The sequence below is a fragment of the Bacillus paranthracis genome, assembly GCF_024296885.1.
Lineage (GTDB): Bacteria > Bacillota > Bacilli > Bacillales > Bacillaceae_G > Bacillus_A > Bacillus_A paranthracis.
Genome location: NZ_CP101136.1, coordinates 94137 through 111267, shown reverse-complemented (window position 1 = coordinate 111267; position 17131 = coordinate 94137). Strand labels below are relative to the sequence as shown.

Here is a 17131-nt window from a genome sequence, read left to right as displayed (position 1 = left end):
TTAATTCAAACGGTATTTATAGTTTTTTAAAAAGGCCTAAGCTCTTGCAACACCGAGAAATTAGGCTTTTTTATATTGAATTCCTTAACGTTGTAAATCCGCATTTTCCTGACGCTACCCCTATTAGGATTATCTTTATATACAGCATCAACAGTTACTGTAGCAATTTCATTTTTCTCTTCGACTTTTCGGATTTTATAGCTTTTAAGATCCTTGCTAACTGATTTCATTAGGTCTGCATTTCCGCCCACAAAAGCAACGATTTTCTTCGCTTCAGGAGTGAATAACTCGCCAAAATCTTTAACATTTCCTTCTTTTGCATCTTCGAAATACGCTGTAGCAACTTCTTCCGGATTACGATTATTTCCACATGCTGCAAGTGCTGTAACTGATAAAGCCATTACCACTATTAACATGACCATACGCGTAAATTTGTTCTTCATTTAAACCACTCCTTATATATAACGTAATTTCAACTCTTAGAAAGAGCTAAATCACTTGTATAAGTATATAATAACTAAAACCATAAAACTATATATATCTAAATACAATTTTTATGATGTTTTTATTATTAAAAAGAAGGGTAGCAGGGGGAATCTACCTATTACTAGAATATTGATTTCCGTTCTATACATTAGTATAATAATGAAGTCAGCGTTATAGGGGTATAACAGACGACATTCATTTTTAAAATCATAAAATCGGATTCACTTATATGAAAGATAAAAGCTCTCCTATTCACAGGAGAGCTTTTATCTTTTTTGAACTATAAGCATATTCATAAAGATTAGAGTTAAGGCTTTCTTTATATAGGTTACTTTTGTGAAAACTTCCCAAAAAATTTACAGTATCTCCATACAAAACACATATATCGTATATATAATATATTTATAGATACTAACATTAAGAAAATGCGTTAAATAGAGATTTTAGAGTGTACTATTTATCTATTTGCAATGTAGTAAAAATTAAATGAACTAAGTAGAAGAGAGGATGATTAACAATGGGACAAGTCTTTATTGATGAAAAAGGACCACAAGAAACAATCAGAATTCCAAATACATACCGTGACGATAGAAGAATAAATCTAGGTGATGATTTAATGCGTTCTTATGTAGCTGATGTACTTTATATTCCAGAAGATTCCCTAGAAAATGTTAACAAAAAATATCTGGAACTGGTTGAAAACTATAGAAACGGACAAAAAAATAAGGTTGAGAAAGAGCTAAAAGGAATTGATATTCTAAAAGGAAATTTCAATTTCGGTGTTGCAAGTATGAAAGAAGTAAATAGTAGATTTTATTTAAATTTATTTAACATGCTACTAGATGCAAATGTCTCTAACTTACTATTTTCAGTAAATAAAATGTCGATGGTTATTGATGCTAGGCTTACACAGTGGATTCTCCAACTGGAAGCAAAAAGATTTATCGATTCTGCTATTTTATTTAAATACAGTCTCACAAAATATTGTGAATTAGAAGCATCTGAAGAGGTTATTAGAAATCTTTTTGATCCAGAAAAAACAATCAATGAAATACTATACTCTATTCAAAAAGATTTGAAAGAATTCGTGGCAAAACATAAGAATGTTGCTAGAATGAGGAACCAAATAGCATATTACAAAAAAATGATAAAGGACATTGGGAATGGGAAGAAATTAGCTAATGATGCGGTATTTGAAAAAGTATCATTTGACTGGGAAAAGGTAAGCTCGGATGTTGATTTATGGTTAAGCGAGAATAAGTTACACGGTATATGGGAACCTGAGCAATCAACACTAATTCTTGATCAGGGAATACCTTCTAAGCCATTTGAGAATATTGGGTTTGGCAATATAATGGAAGAGAAGGATTCTAAAGAATTTGTTGGATTACAATTAGCAGATATGCTAGTGGTGATAACAGGAAGCTACATTTCTAAACTTGCATCTGCAGTTCGTTATGATAAATCAGAACCAGAAAAAACTAAGCACCTTGGTGCAGAATGGTTTGTACTAAAGGAGCATCAATTTGACCTAATATCGAAAATGACAGAGTTCCTTTTTGGAAATGATCATGTTTACAGTGTCATAGGAGATACTTATTTTGATGAAACTCACTTGTTCGAGATGTATTGTAGGTATATAAGTTCCTTTAGTAATTATGACAATTATGATAAAAAGAAGACTGAATTACATGTTAAAGATATGTTTATTTATCTTGCAGCTACTACAAACGAAAAGTGGGAATTAGGAGTACAAAACGAGTTTTTCGCAAGGAATATGTATGGAGATTATATGACTGGAATTAATGAGGGTGTAATACGGAAATTGTAAATTGTATTTTTTGCTAAAATCGGTAATAAACCTGCTAGTAACTTAATGTCTCAATAGCAAAAAAAGAGCTTAGAACCCTTATACATTATGGTTTCTAAGCTCTTTTTTTGTTCTCAATCAATTAAAATTCATTAGTATCAATTCTTATATAGAAGGTTCTTAATAAAATCTCAATACAAAAAAAGCTAGAATATAACAACCAGTCACACATGATTGACTAAAGACTTTTGTTTTAGTTTGAACCTTTTCTTTTGTTTTACATAATAACCAATCTTTTTTTATGGCCATATAGCGTCTAATTACCAATGCAAGCTGAAAAATAGAAGCAAGGCAACACATAAATAACAAAAATTCGATTACCACTCTCATCATTGCACTCCTCCTTAGTTACTTAAAAAAGCAGGGTAGCTATGATTCCTGCAATATAAATAATAACACGTAACCTTTAACTTTTAAATATACAAAAATTAAAATACCTAAATATAAGTTCGAAAATTTATAATATCTATGGAATGCTAAACTTAGTAATAAACGGAAAATAACGTGAAGTTTGCAATAAGCAAAGGAGTTTGGCACCTTAATTAGTTATAGATTATGTAAAGTATTGATTCAAGTCTAATCTCACCTGTATACTTAATGACTTAAGTATTTTTACCTAATAAATAGGCTACATGCAGACCATTACAACTTAAAACTTCATACAAACCACACATTAACTACACTACTAACACAAATTGATATTGTATAATTTAGTTATTATAATCCACAAAGTACATTCGAATATGATGATATTCGGTATTACAGAATTTATATGACATTAGAAGAGAAGAGAAGAGAAGAGAACAAATAAGGGGAGAAGATACTATGACAAGTTTTGCGAATCAACACGTAGAAAATACGATTTTAGAAGAGGATGTAGAGCTTTTAAAGGTTATGGCACACCCAATGCGCTTAAAACTGATCAGTGAGCTTTCTAAACATAAAACACTAAATGTAACCCAAATGACCGAAATTTTAAACATTCCACAATCAACAGTTTCCCAACATTTATCTAAAATGAAAGGGAAGGTTATAAGAGGTAATCGTCAAGGATTAGAAATTTACTATAGCATTGAAAACCAAAAAGCCAAAGAAATTATGGGGTTATTAGGACCGTTACAATAAAATATTAGGACTACAATTTAAAAGTAAATTATTTAGAAAACAAAACCCTCCATTATCAGGAGGGTTTTTATTTGGTAATTCATTAAAAAATAATCTCTTTATTCTAATGATATCAATAACTAAAATATGTCATAATGAACCTGTAAAAGAAAATGCCCCATCAACACTAATACGCCGCTGGAAGGGATATAGATCATATACTGGACGCTGCAGCGTAAGCGTTGAAATACCTCCTAACTGCTCGATACAATAAAAGGGAGAAATAAACACTAAAAACAAGTTTATTTAATTTATAGAAAGGAGAATTAACATGGGAGAAACATTTGAACTAAGAAATTTGTTTTCTTTGTCAGAAAATATGTTACTAAAAGATATTGATTACCAAGTTGTAAATGGAATACGCTATCAAAATAATTTAGAAATCAGTGCTATTTTCAAATATGATTATGAGGATATAGATGATAAAAAAAGTTATGATGATACAGCAAATAAAGTATACACATTGGGCCTATTTAAAAGAGGCACTAACGAATTTTTGGAATTACCGTTAATATACAAAAATGAAGAAAATTACAAATCATTTCACTTACCATTAGCAGATCTAAATAAGATTTTATACAAAAAACTTTGTGAGTTCCTGGAAATTGATTATAATAAAAACGGTCCTTTTAAACCACTATATTTTTTCAAGGCTCTACATAACGCTATTCCAACAAAAGCTAATATTCTGCTTAAGGATAGATTGGCTTGTTCATATTCATATCCTACCAGTAAAGATAATGAACAAGACAAAATATATTTTCGCAGTTTCCTTAATAATGATTTAAATGGAAAAAAACGGAGTTTAGAAAATAAAGCGAAAACGGAAAAACTTTTACCCGATGCTCATAAGCTTATTGGTACAAGGAATATTTCCGTATGCTTCACGCGTACACCAAAAGATGAGCGAAAAGAAAAAGAAGAAATAAAGACTAAATTTAACAAACTCTAATCTCAAATATAACCCAAAAGAGCCTGGCACAAATGTCGGGTTCTTTATATATACCTACTACACACCCAATCTCTAGTAGCTATAGACTAGCATATCTATCTTGTTTATTTTTTATATACTATATATTTAAACTTGTTACAGAGTAGAAAAGTAACCTACATTTAAACCTACACGTACCCATAAGATCACATGGATTTGCTTCTGTAAATGCATAATTGTAAAAAGACATAAAACTCTAAACTAAAATATCATGAGCAATCGTTGATAAACAGCCATTATCATAAAATTTGTAGGTACTTTCATGTCTCAGTGCTGGGACATGAAAGTCTAAACTTTTTGAACAAAGGACAAGAAACTCTAAACTACTTAGTCAGTAATAATACAATAAAATGAAAGTAGCTAACAACCGCGTTATCGATTATGATTTGTGTGCCATGAGTACCTTCTACAATTCACTTGTAATTTCTTATTACTTATTTACTTTTTTGCTTTTTGATAGTAATCGTTAATGGCTTCAGCTAATATATCTACAGTCCGATTTAGTTCATCCAAATTATTATCTACACCGCCAATCTCTACTAGCATAGCATGTGGAGATAAGTCTTGATTATAGACACCATTTCCTTCTCTTCGATCTTTTACGAATATACCTCGACTAATACCATAATAATTTTTGTCTAGATAAGAATTGATGGCTTTAGCAAATTGTAAACTCTGCTGAAAATGTTTATTTTCTTTACCAACAACAAAATAGAGTCGACCATACGATTTCCCGTTTATCATTTTTGTCGTTAACGGTTTTCGAGAAGAATCTCGATGAATATCAACGAGGTACTGGATATCCCTATTTTGTGCAAGAGTTTCTTGGACAACTTCTCTGGAAACGTTATATGAACTAGGATAACTTAATCCTCGTTTTAATAACATATCTACTATGTCTTTCTTATTATTTATAGCACCAATTCCTTTTTCTTCAAGTTTGATTTTTAACCTGTCTCCCAACAAGGACACATTCACTTTATCGCTAGATGCTGCATTAGGATCAGTAGTACCAGGGAGTAAGGGAAGAAAGGATTCTCGACTATGAGAATGGTAAATGAAAATGGATTTTTGCTGAATATTATTTGTTGAATTTTCGGATTGTTTTTTTTGTGTAGCATCTAAATTAGCGTTTCTTTGTTTTGTAAGTTCTTCTAATGAAACATTTGGTTCTTTAGGAATATTACTTTCATTAGTTCCTTCTCCAGCTACAGCAATTTCTGAATAATATGTTGAGAATCCAGGAAGTTCATTCTTTATGAGAGTTGGTATATCGTTTAATTTTATATTGGTTACTAAAGAAAAAATGGTAGAGGAAAGGTTCAATGAATTTGTTTGTTTCTTAAATTCTTGTGTGAAATAATGGTTCTCTGTTTCAAGTGCATATAAAAAACTAGTCAATGATTGAGTTTGTGACCAGTTTTGTAAAAAGGAAGCTTTTAAATGAGATAAGAGAGAAACACTAATAGCAGATAGGAGAAATAATAGTTGAATACAAAAGATAAACGTTAAGATTCCTTTTTTAATACTTATTTTTTTCTTATAGGTATAGTTAAGTGCCAATATACCCCTCCTCTCTCTAAATTATATGTACAAGCTCTTTATATCAGACTATGAAAAAGAGATAGATTTTAAAAAATTAGTAGAGTTTTTCACCAAAAAACGTACATCTCTTTTTGGGATGTACGTTTTTGTGTCTGGGGGAATTGACTTTGATATTAATAATTAAATTATGCTATGTCATTATGATTTGTTGCGTGTTTTAGCTGCTGGATTTCATGTCGAAGTTGCTTGTTTTCAGCTAATAATTTTTGATCCGTATCTGTTTGGTTATTGTGGTTTCCTCCTTTTGAGTGATGGTTTCCTTTACGCATACCTTTCATACAAAATAACATCATGAGAGGGCATAGTAAGATAAGGAGAAGGTTTAACCATTGCATATTTTCAACCTCCATCTGATAAGTAGTGTTTATGCCGTGTTAATTACAGGATGAAGTTCCTGTAGTTACATTATAAAAAAGAAGTTTAAAGAACTTATGCAGAAAAAGTATGGAAAATAATGAATTAAGATTCTTCTTTATTGGTATACCATTTCTTAATTTTTCTTTTGTTTGTATGACAACAACCATTTTTATTTGTTAATCTTATAATGGAAAATATTAAAATAGGGAATAGAATAATGATGAAAAGGCTTAACCATTGCACATAATTCACCTCAGTTTATTTATTATAAATTGTTATTAAACCCTATAATGAAAGACCCGTCAAATTATTGACGAGCCTTTCATTAGGAAAATACTTTACTTTTTAAGAAGAATAGTAAAGATAGTCCCGTGACCCAATTCACTTTTTACAGAAATACTCCCTCTATGCAATTCAATAATTTCTTTTACAATTGCTAGACCTAGACCACTACCACCTGTAGCGCGAGTACGAGATTTATCAACTCTGTAAAATCGTTCGAAAATATGAGGAAGATCTTTTTCAGGGATACCTTCTCCTTCATCTTTCACTATAATTTGGATACTTTCCTTTTTATCTGTAACCATAACAAATATTTTAGAATTTACTTCAGAGTGGGAATATGCATTGTTTAACAGATTGAGTATAACTTGTTCAAAGCGCTGTTCATCAAGTAGAAGAACAAGATCTTCTGGACATGAGAAAATGATATGAATATTTTTTTCAGTATAAGCTGGTTGAATTTTTGCTACTATATGTTTTAACAAATCATATAGATTAGTTTGCTTTGTATTGATAATAAAGTTATGCTTTTCCATTTTAGCTAATTCAAATAAATCTTGAACAAGGCCTGTTACATGATCAGCTTCTTCTTTAATAATAGAAAGATAATGCTTCTGATCTTGTGTAGACATCTTTGTTTTTAAAATAATATCAGCATACCCTCTAATATATGTTAAAGGTGTTCGAAGTTCGTGTGCAACACTTGCTAGAAATTCACCTCGTTCTTTTTTCATATAATTTAAATCGTCTGCTAGCTTTTGAATAGAGTGTGCTAATTCTCCCACTTCATCTTTTCCATTAATATTTAAAGACACTGATAAGTCACCCTTACTCATTGTTTCTGTTGCTTTTTTCATTCTAATTAGAGGCTTTGTTAGAAATCTTGATAATAAGAACATAGTTATAACCGTAATGATGAAAGTAATAGCTCCAACAAATATAAATTGATACGTTAAGCGCTGAATCATTTGTTTAATGGAGTCAGTACCTAAAAACATGTATACATAGCCTTTAATTTCATTATCGATTTGAATGGGACTAATGGTACAAATATAATTAGATGTTTTCCAGTGGTCCTCTGCAACACTACCGTTTGTATTAACATCAGGCATTTTTGTATATAGATGTTTTTCCATGGAAGCATCTACATCGCTTGATTTTGCAAGTATTTTACCAGTTTTAGAAGTGATTACAACTTTTGTTTCAGCTTCAGACTCCATGAGAGCTACATGGGATATCGTTGGATTATCAAAGTATTTCTCCAAAACATCACGGTGACTATTTCCTCTGGCAAGGAGCGATTTCACTTCTTCTTGAACTCTTGTATCGACTAAACTGTAATACAATAAGAGAAATAATATGCTTTCAATTAGAAAGGTGCAAATAAAAAAATAAAATCCAAATTTAACTGAAATACGCTTCATAAAAATCCACTATCCTTGTTGTTTGATAAGATCATATCATATATCTTTCTCTTCATGTGCCCAGCGATATCCAATTCCGTATATAGTCTTAAGGTGCTCATTAATTGGAAATGATGCTTTTCTTAATTTTTCACGTAAGTTTCGAATGTGGGAATCTACAGTTCGATCCTCAGTTTCTGACGCATGCCCCCAAATACGTTCAATCAGTTGTTCACGAGTAAATACGTAATTTAAATTATTTAAAAATAAACCAAGTAGTGAAAATTCAATTGGGGTAAATAAAAGTTCATTTCCATTCATAGCCGCAGTGTGTCTGGCTTCATCCCAAATTAATCCTTTATATTCAATTTTATGGTGACGCTTTGTCCTACGAAGAACAGCTTCTATGCGGGCTAATAACTCTTCTTCATGAAATGGTTTTGTAACATAGTCATCAGCACCTTTTTTTAATCCTTGTATAACATCTTGTGTATCATCACGAGCAGTTAACATAATAATTGGTACGCTACTGAATTCACGGATTTTGTTGCAAGTTTCCCATCCGTTCATTTCAGGCATCATAATATCTAACAATAGTAAGCGAAATTCTTTTGCTTCCACTAAAGAAATTGCTTCTTTACCAGAAGTTGCTTTTATACAGTGATATCCCCGTGGGGTTAAATATAATGAAAGTAAATCTAACATACGTGGTTCATCATCCACCAATAGAATGTCTATCATAAAAATCCTCCTTAAATAAGATAATACCTAAGCAAAAGATATTTTACTAAAAAATATTGAAAAAATTGTGCAGGTCTTTTTTAATTTGCCCATTTTCCATCTCCATAATTTCTCGATAATCGTTTTATATAATAACCTTGAACAAACAGAAGGAGGAGTTTTTCATGAAGAGATTTGTATTAACAGCAGTTACAGTCTCCGCAATATCTTTAATTGCCGCATGTTCTGCGACTACAAATACAACAAGTGATCAAAAAAATATGAATGATAAAAAGGTAACACAAACTGAAACGGCAACAAAGCCGTTACAAGTTGTAAAAGGGCCAGAAGTTACTCTAGTGGCGAAAGAAGAGAAACAAAAACTAAGCAACGGTGTTGTTGTTCCGGTATGGACATTTAATGGATCATCTCCTGGACCAGAAATCCGTGTAAAAAAAGGTGACAAGGTTAAAGTTACATTAAAGAATGAACTATCTGCACCTGCGTCTATTCACTGGCATGGGTATCCGGTTCCAAATAATATGGACGGCATCCCGGGAGTTACACAAGATGCGGTTGAACCTGGAAAAAGTTTTACCTATGAATTTGAAGCAAACGTACCAGGAACGTATTGGTATCATTCACATCAAGACTCTGTTAATCAACTAGATAGAGGATTGTATGGCGCTCTTGTTGTAGAAGATACAAATGAAAAGTATGATAAAGATTACACATTAATGTTAGATGAATGGGTAACAGATAAAAAAGAAATTGATAAGCAAATAAAAGAAATGACAAAAGGTAAAGTAGAAAAAACAGACGGTGATGCGAAAAAGAATGATGATATGAAAGGCATGGATCATTCGGGTATGGACATGGGAAGTGACAAAAAAGACTCTGGTAGTATGGAAGGCATGGACCATGGAAATATGAAGATGGATAAAAATAAAGAGTCGAATGGAATGCAAATGGAAGGCCATGATATGAGTATGTATGATTTATTCACAATCAATGGTAAAAGTGGGGATTTAATAGAGCCATTGAAAGTGAAAAAAGGTGACAAGGTTCGACTTCGATTCGTTAATGCTGGTTATCTATCACATGATATCCATGTTCATGGTCATGATATTAAAGTGATTGCGACAGATGGCCAACCAATTAATGATCCAAAGGTTATAAAAGACCAAGTAATTTCAATTGCACCAGGTGAACGGTACGACGTTGAGTTTACAGCTAACAACCCTGGAAAATGGTATGTTGAGGATCATGCAAAAGATAAAGGGGCAAAAGGAATGAAAGCTGTTATTGAATATGATGGCAGCAAAGAGATGAAAGATAAAGCAAATGAAAAAGAAAAACTTCCAAAATTAGATATGACAAAATACGGTGCAAAGAAATTAGGAGGTTTTACATTAGACCAACAGTATACTGCCACATATACAATGGATTTAAACACTCAAATGAATGGAAATGAAATGGTATACACAATTAATGGAAAAACATTCCCTGATATTGATCCAATTCAGGTGAAAAAAGGAGATTTAGTAAAAGTAAAATTAGTAAACAAATCTAAAACAGATGATCATCCAATGCATTTACACGGTCATTTCTTCCAAGTATTAAGTAAAGATGGAAAGCCAATAGAAGGTTCTCCAATTATAAAAGATACCCTTAACTTGAAACCAGGAGAAGAATATGAAGTAGCCTTTGTAGCAGATAATCCAGGTGAATGGATGTTCCACTGTCACGATTTACATCATGCTTCAGCGGGGATGGTAACAGAAGTGAAATATAAAGATTACAAATCTGATTATGTTCCAAACCCTAATATTCCTAATATGCCAGAGTAATTTTAAAATCACATAACTTACTATATACTAATCTAAAGCAGCTATCTCTAAGATAGCTGCTTTATTGAATAGTTTAATAAAAGAATGTAATTTTGGGATAGCAGAATAAAATATAGCTCGTTTAAACTGTAAAATATTTAGAATAGATTAATATGTAATAGGAAATAACTAACAAACGATATAAAAACTATCGTTTGAGGTGAAAAAATGGGAATAAGAAAAAATCAAGCATGTTTGACAGATGAAGAGAAGGCAGCTTTTGTAGATGCAATTCAGGAACTAAAAAGAAATGGAGAATATCAACCCTATGTTGATGTACATCGTAAACATTTTTTTCATCCTATACATCAAAGTGCAATGTTTCTCCCATGGCATCGTGAATTTCTTCATAAATTCGAAATTGAATTACAAAAAGTTAATCGAAATGTGACAATTCCATATTGGGATTGGACGGTTGATAATTCAATAACATCTTCAATATGGCGAGGAAACTTTATGGGAGCATTTACAGGGCTGAATCGTCAATTAGGTGCAAATCCTTTTTTGCCAACTCGTACTCAAGTTAAGGAAGCTATAGATACAACGCCCTATGATACAGCTCCCTGGAGGCAGGTAACAAGTGGTTTTAGAAGTGCATTAGAAGAGTTGCATAATGGTCCTCATAATTGGGTTGGAGGAGTTATGGCAGGAGCAGGATCACCCGAAGATCCAGTTTTTTGGTTGCATCATAGCAATATTGATCGTCTTTGGGCTATATGGCAAAGAGAACATCTTAATGAACCTTATTTACCAACTAGTGGTACAACAGGTGCAGATGAATTGGGACTAGATGATCCAATGCATGAATTTAGAGAAGGAGAAAAAAATACATTAACTCCGAAAGACGTACTAGATCATACATCTCTTGGATATCAATATGATAACTATTCGTTAGATCCAGTAGACTGTTGAATTTAATTCAGCAGTTTTTTTGAGGAGATGAATTAAAATAAAACAAGACAAGACCCTATTTAATACATATCGGGGGGATAGTTTATTGGTTTATCGAAAAAGAAAGAAGTTTATTTTATTACCAGATTATATAAGTGTAATAAAGAAACCTATATTACACGTGAAGGTGTGATTCTAATATAAATGATTATGATATTGGAAAAATCGTAATGTATTAAAGCGAGGTCTTAAAAGTTTTATTAAAAGGTGACAACAGTTTATTCATTTATAACTTTTTAGAATACAACAAGTTTAATTAAAGAATATATTATTTTTTGAGTTGTGAAAAGACCGTGTGCATTTACTAAATAGGTGGGGCGTTACCCCTTATAGTATGTTTTTGGGCATAGCTTCTAATATAAGGTTCAAACCAAACTATGAATCAAAAAACGCTCCAGAACAAATGCTGAAGCGTTTAAATATTTATTTCAAACTACGATTTAAAAAAGCTTTCGTTCGTTCAAACTTTGGGTTCATAAATAAGTCCGTAGGATTACCCGATTCAACAATCTCTCCATTGTCCATGAAAATAACCTTGTTTGCCACTTCTTTAGCGAACCCCATCTCATGCGTAACCACAATCATTGTCATTTGCTCTTGAGCTAGATCCTTCATGACTTGTAATACTTCACCAGTTAATTCTGGATCCAAGGCAGAAGTCGGTTCATCAAATAACATGAATTCTGGATTCATCATTAACGCTCTAGCAATTGCGACTCTTTGTTTTTGTCCACCTGAAAGGTTAGCGGGGTATGCATTTGCCCGATCAGAGAGTCCAATTCTCTCTAGGAGTTCACCACTTCGCTGATGAATGTCAGCGGATAGTTCCTTTTTTAACATTTTAGGAGCTAGCTCCAAGTTCTCTTTGACCGTAAGATGTGGAAAAAGGTTAAAATGCTGAAAGACCATCCCCATTTTACCAGTAATCTGTCTAATTTCTTGAGGTATTGCGTATACTCCATCTTTCACTAGATAATCGCCAGATACACAGATGCTACCGTTGTCTAACTCTTCGAGATAGACGAGACTGCGAAGCATCGTGCTTTTTCCAGAGCCAGAAGGACCGATTACTGCTATTACATCATTTTTATTTATATCAAAAGAAATTCGTTTTAGCACATCTAGATTGCCATATGATTTTTTTAAATTGGATATTTCAATAATCCCCATACTTACCACTCCTTCCTATTCAAATTTGAATCGACGTTCCAACCATTTAAAGAACATAGTTAATACGAGCGTCATGATTAAATAAATGAGACCTGCCACGAAAAATGGTGTGATTGTAAAGTCCCGATTGACAGCAGTTTGAGCAAAATGTAACAATTCTGGTACAGCAACCGCATAGAGCAGGGCGGTATCCTTAATGAGTGTTACAGATTCGTTAGCTACAGCGGGAAGTGCTATACGAAACATTTGAGGAAGTATAACTCTTCTCATCGTCTGCCATTTACTCAAACCGAGAACTTGAGATGCCTCATATTGGCCTTTATCAATCGCTAAAAGACCGCCACGAAAGATTTCTGCAAAATATGCAGCATAGTTCAAAATAAACCCTAAACAGGCAGCGACAAATCGATCCATAACCAAATATTCACCAATCACAGGTAGCAACGGCAATCCGAAGCATATAAATAGTAATTGAAGTAATAGTGGAGTTCCACGCAATACGTAAATATAACCTTGAGCAAGCCAAGACAGTGGCTTTAAATTACTTCTTACAGCCAGTGTTAATAAAAAACCCATTGGAATTGACACCACAATGGCAATCAAAAATAAGAGGACTGTCATTTGTGCTCCTTCCAGCATTGGCATAAGAATTGAATTAATATAATCAAAAGACATAAAAGGATTCCCCCAAAAGCAAAACAGGGTACCATAGGGAAATCCTGTTTTGCTCTATATTCTTAATTATTTTAGTATTTTATTTTCTCCAAACCACTTTTTAGAGATCTCTGTAGCAGTACCATCCTCATTCATCTCATCAAGTGCTTTTTGAAGTTTCTTAAGTAGGGCATCATTACCTTTCTTAACACCTATTCCATATTCTTCTGGAGAAAGAAACTCGTCCAATATCTTAAAAGTATCTTTCTCTTTAGTCATATAATAATTAATAACGACTTCATCAATAATTACTGCATCTAAACGACCACTCTTTAAATCATTTAAGGCAGAAACATTGTCGGCAAACTCTGTAACGGTCTTAATTTTAGATTTGATAGGATTAGAATTCAAAGCATCTGATGCAGAAGAAAGGGATTGAAGACCTACAACTTTTCCTTCTAAATTATTTAGTTTAGTAATAGGTGAATCAGCCAAAGTGACAACCACCTGTGCATTCTTTAAATAAGGCTTTGTAAAAAGAACCTTATTTTTACGGTCATCTGTAATTGTGTAGCCGTTCCAAATGAGATCAATTCGACCACTACTTAACTCAGACTCCTTTGTTTTCCAATCGATGGGTTGAAACTTAACCTTTGTTCCCATTTTTTCTGCAGCTGCTTTAGCATAGTCAATGTCAAAACCAACAATTTTATTACTCTCATCTCTGAACCCCATAGGTGCAAATTTATCGTCGATACCAATTACTAATGTGTTATCCTCTTTTTCTTTCGGTTTAGAGCAGCCTGTAATAACCGAAAATACCGCCGCTATTATTAAAATTATAGTTATTAGACGTTTCATTTTATAAAATACCACCTTTAACTGAGTTTTATTTTTCTTTAGTTTAGGAATTCCCCTGACATTTTATGAATTTTGTAGATACAGTATTTGAGCCTTAGTAAATACCGAATTTTAGGCATTTCTTACAACAAACAAATGTTATTAAAATCCATAAAGTCTACTTTTCATTTCCATAGCTGTATAACTCCTTTGTATTAGTTTTGTTCACTTATCATTTTTTCTAGCTTTTTTGAAAATAAAAAAGAGCCATGTAGATAAAAAATACCTACATGGCTCTTTGCCTGACGTAGGTACAACGGGAATAACCCTTGTACCTACGCGTAATTTTTCCGCTAGGTTTCAAGGGTTAAGTGTGATGATGATGTTGTTTTTGTGCAAATGTAACTAAAGTTGTATTTGTAAGCATAGTTGTTTGCTCCCTTTCTCCTCTGATTTTGAAGTTAGTATACTACATGTTTTTTTAATTGAAAAGAAAAATATAATTTTTTATAAAAATACATATATATGATTAAAGATTTTAATGGGATTTTATTGTCTTGAAGAATAATGTAAGGGAGAATTAATTTCTAAAGTACTATAGCGAGAGTAGAGAATGTGCAAGGGCTATTTAAATGTTGAGTAAGTATGAACAAGCAAATATGGAGATATAAAATTCAATGAGAAATGGAATTGATTCATTAAAATGAAACAAAAACCTATTTTATACCTATCTAGGGTATGGTATTATACTTTTAACAAAAGAAAGGAGGTTATTTATTATTGAATTTTTTAATTGTTGATAAAGGAACCTGTATTACATGTGCAAATGTGGTCCTAATATAGATGATCAAGATAGTGAAAAATCGGGAATGTATTTGAGTGAGGTCCTATGAGTTTTATTCAAAATTGGAAATACCATATTCATCAATGACTTTTAAGACTACCAAAAAGTTTAACTAAGAAAAATATTCCCTCTTCAGTCGAGAATAGGTAATGAATGTTTATAAATTAATATAAAAATTAAGGTTGTGAATCCAAATGAAATCAAATGAAAAAATGGTTAAAATAGCTGTTAATGGTGGTATATCATTCGGTGCAATGTTGAACGGAAAACAATTGCTAGCAATTGCTGAATATTTGAATGATGGTGATGAACTGGAGCTAACCACTTTCCAACAACTTTACATTGAAGTACCTGAAAGTAATGTAGAACAAGTGAAAGAAAGTTTTAGGGAAGTTGGTTTATCTTGTTATCCAGTGGGCAACTTTACCAAAAGTCTAAGAACCTGTAATTTCTGTAAAGGAGAAGAAGAAGAAGGTATGCCGGTTGCAATTGAATTAAATAAACGAATTGCTGGGAAACCAGTACCTTTTACACTCCGTCCTGCCTATACTGGTTGTCCGGTTGGCTGTGGTGAACCTCTTGTAAATGACATTGGAGTAATGAAAATAAGAAATGGATATGATTTATATATTGGTGGTAAAGCAAAAGGAAAGGATGCTCAAATGGGGGTTTTATTTATGGAGCAATTATTACCTAAACAGCTTTATGAGGCAGTTGAAAAGATAATTGATATCTATTCTGAACATGGTAAAAAGAGAGAGCCTTTTTCAAGGTTTATTAATCGATTTGGATTAGAGAATCTTAGAAGTCAAATTGTCGGATGATTGTTTTTAGTCAGACCTTTAAAATTTTTAGGAGGTATTATGCATGCTAAAGGAAATTAATCTAACTGAGCTTGAACAGCAAATTTCAGTAATAAGTAAACCGATATTATTAAAGTTTACTGCAGAATGGTGTCCTGGATGTAGACAATTAGCGCCAGTAGTTGAAAGTGTTTCTGAGCAATTTGGTAATCAAATTGTATTTTTTGACGTTAACGTTGACAAAGAAATCGATTTAGCAAAAAAGTTTGGTGTGATGAGTATACCGACACTGGTATTATTGAAAAACGGAAAAGAAGTTGATCGTGTCACTGCTCCTGCTCCCAATGAAGATGTAATTGTAAGTTTTATCAAAAATAATTATAATGCATAAATAAAAAGAGTTATGAATTGATTTTTGTTTTTTGTAAAAGTCTATTGAATACAATTAAATCAACCAGATTAAAAATTCGAATGAATTTTTATTTGTAAATATGTATCTATGTAAGAAGAGAAGGGAGAGAGCCCCCTTCTCTTCTTACTTTAATTAAGTAGCGTAAGTATTACTCAATTGAATTAATATTATATAAGGATATATTTATTTAAGAGCACATAACAGAAAATCCCTTATTAATTAGGTTACTAAAAGTTAAAGGGGAAATTTTATTCTTTTCTAATATAGAAACTTTGCACAGGTTCTGCAAAGTTGCTTTGTATAATAACTAAGGGGTATATAGATAAGCTGTTAAAATGAAAATTACCATTGTACTTTGTTTATCTACTGTTGGGAGCAGCAGGAGAATAGTAAGAAATATGAACACTACTCAAAATGTGCATGTTTCTCTAACTTATATTAGCTTACAAAGGATGACTTTGTATAAACAGAAAATGATACCTCTATTTAAAATGGCATATACGGGAGTAGGTGAAATGATATAAGAGAGAAGGTAATAACTAAATAAAACGCTTATGAAGTGTTGTTTTAAGGATACAATATTTTTTCAAATCAGTATAAGACTTATTCTTTTTTGATGTTATAAGTAAAATTAAATGGATTTCTAGGATCAACATCAATAGCTATATAACTTGATAGAGATCAACATGT

General features: G+C 32.1%; 16 protein-coding genes. 7 read left to right on the top strand and 9 right to left on the bottom strand.

Going from position 1 to position 17131, the window contains the following annotated elements:
- Nucleotides 1–26: 26 nt before the first annotated feature.
- Nucleotides 27–443, bottom strand: a complete 417-nt coding sequence (locus NLJ82_RS27645; protein ID WP_000790838.1) for a nuclear transport factor 2 family protein — start codon at nt 441–443, stop codon at nt 27–29.
- Between the two features lie 560 nt (nt 444–1003).
- On the opposite strand from NLJ82_RS27645, the gene NLJ82_RS27640 reads away from it, so the two are divergent.
- Entirely contained in the window at nt 1004–2317 is a 1314-nt protein-coding gene (locus NLJ82_RS27640; protein ID WP_000531857.1) for a hypothetical protein, read from the top strand.
- A gap of 159 nt (nt 2318–2476) precedes the next feature.
- Here the strand turns inward: NLJ82_RS27640 and NLJ82_RS27635 are convergent, their stop codons facing one another.
- Nucleotides 2477–2689: a hypothetical protein gene (locus NLJ82_RS27635; RefSeq protein WP_011167276.1), complete on the bottom strand. Its 213-nt coding sequence runs from the start codon at nt 2687–2689 to the stop codon at nt 2477–2479.
- Nucleotides 2690–3181: 492 nt separating this feature from the next.
- On the opposite strand from NLJ82_RS27635, the gene pagR reads away from it, so the two are divergent.
- Entirely contained in the window at nt 3182–3481 is a 300-nt protein-coding gene (pagR, locus tag NLJ82_RS27630) for a transcriptional repressor PagR (protein ID WP_000200275.1), read from the top strand.
- Nucleotides 3482–3791: 310 nt separating this feature from the next.
- Nucleotides 3792–4472, top strand: a complete 681-nt coding sequence (locus tag NLJ82_RS27625; RefSeq protein WP_000504798.1) for a DUF6037 family protein — start codon at nt 3792–3794, stop codon at nt 4470–4472.
- A gap of 477 nt (nt 4473–4949) precedes the next feature.
- On the opposite strand, the gene NLJ82_RS27620 is transcribed toward NLJ82_RS27625, so the two are convergent.
- From NLJ82_RS27620 to NLJ82_RS27605, 4 genes are all read right to left on the bottom strand, one after another.
- Nucleotides 4950–6074 carry a stage II sporulation protein P gene (locus tag NLJ82_RS27620; protein ID WP_001207347.1) on the bottom strand — a complete coding sequence of 375 codons (1125 nt, stop codon included), beginning with the start codon at nt 6072–6074 and terminating at the stop codon, nt 4950–4952.
- A gap of 167 nt (nt 6075–6241) precedes the next feature.
- Complete coding sequence (locus tag NLJ82_RS27615) at nt 6242–6451, bottom strand: DUF2933 domain-containing protein (RefSeq protein ID WP_001198645.1); 210 nt, start codon at nt 6449–6451, stop codon at nt 6242–6244.
- 360 nt (nt 6452–6811) lie between these two features.
- Nucleotides 6812–8179, bottom strand: a complete 1368-nt coding sequence (locus NLJ82_RS27610) for a sensor histidine kinase (RefSeq protein WP_000822722.1) — start codon at nt 8177–8179, stop codon at nt 6812–6814.
- 36 nt (nt 8180–8215) lie between these two features.
- The gene (locus NLJ82_RS27605) at nt 8216–8899 is read right to left on the bottom strand and encodes a response regulator transcription factor (protein ID WP_000565448.1); all 684 of its coding nucleotides are present in this window, start codon (nt 8897–8899) and stop codon (nt 8216–8218) included.
- A gap of 164 nt (nt 8900–9063) precedes the next feature.
- Between NLJ82_RS27605 and NLJ82_RS27600 the strand changes: the two genes are divergently transcribed.
- Nucleotides 9064–10728 (top strand): multicopper oxidase family protein, encoded by a 1665-nt coding sequence (locus NLJ82_RS27600; protein ID WP_000820021.1) that lies wholly within the window; start codon nt 9064–9066, stop codon nt 10726–10728.
- A 207-nt stretch (nt 10729–10935) separates the two neighbouring features.
- Nucleotides 10936–11679: a tyrosinase family protein gene (locus tag NLJ82_RS27595; protein ID WP_000512863.1), complete on the top strand. Its 744-nt coding sequence runs from the start codon at nt 10936–10938 to the stop codon at nt 11677–11679.
- Between the two features lie 462 nt (nt 11680–12141).
- Here NLJ82_RS27595 and NLJ82_RS27590 read toward each other — a convergent pair whose 3' ends face one another.
- From NLJ82_RS27590 to NLJ82_RS27580, 3 genes are all read right to left on the bottom strand, one after another.
- Complete coding sequence (locus tag NLJ82_RS27590) at nt 12142–12888, bottom strand: amino acid ABC transporter ATP-binding protein (protein WP_000511339.1); 747 nt, start codon at nt 12886–12888, stop codon at nt 12142–12144.
- 15 nt (nt 12889–12903) lie between these two features.
- Nucleotides 12904–13563, bottom strand: a complete 660-nt coding sequence (locus NLJ82_RS27585) for an amino acid ABC transporter permease (RefSeq protein ID WP_000007171.1) — start codon at nt 13561–13563, stop codon at nt 12904–12906.
- A 66-nt stretch (nt 13564–13629) separates the two neighbouring features.
- Nucleotides 13630–14403 carry an amino acid ABC transporter substrate-binding protein gene (locus NLJ82_RS27580; RefSeq protein ID WP_000825672.1) on the bottom strand — a complete coding sequence of 258 codons (774 nt, stop codon included), beginning with the start codon at nt 14401–14403 and terminating at the stop codon, nt 13630–13632.
- A gap of 1017 nt (nt 14404–15420) precedes the next feature.
- Between NLJ82_RS27580 and NLJ82_RS27575 the strand changes: the two genes are divergently transcribed.
- Together NLJ82_RS27575 and NLJ82_RS27570 are read left to right on the top strand one after the other, a co-directional pair.
- Nucleotides 15421–16050, top strand: a complete 630-nt coding sequence (locus tag NLJ82_RS27575) for an NAD(P)/FAD-dependent oxidoreductase (protein WP_000839996.1) — start codon at nt 15421–15423, stop codon at nt 16048–16050.
- A 43-nt stretch (nt 16051–16093) separates the two neighbouring features.
- Nucleotides 16094–16420, top strand: coding sequence for a thioredoxin family protein (locus tag NLJ82_RS27570; protein ID WP_000910569.1), 327 nt, complete (start codon nt 16094–16096; stop codon nt 16418–16420).
- Nucleotides 16421–17131 lie beyond the last annotated feature (711 nt).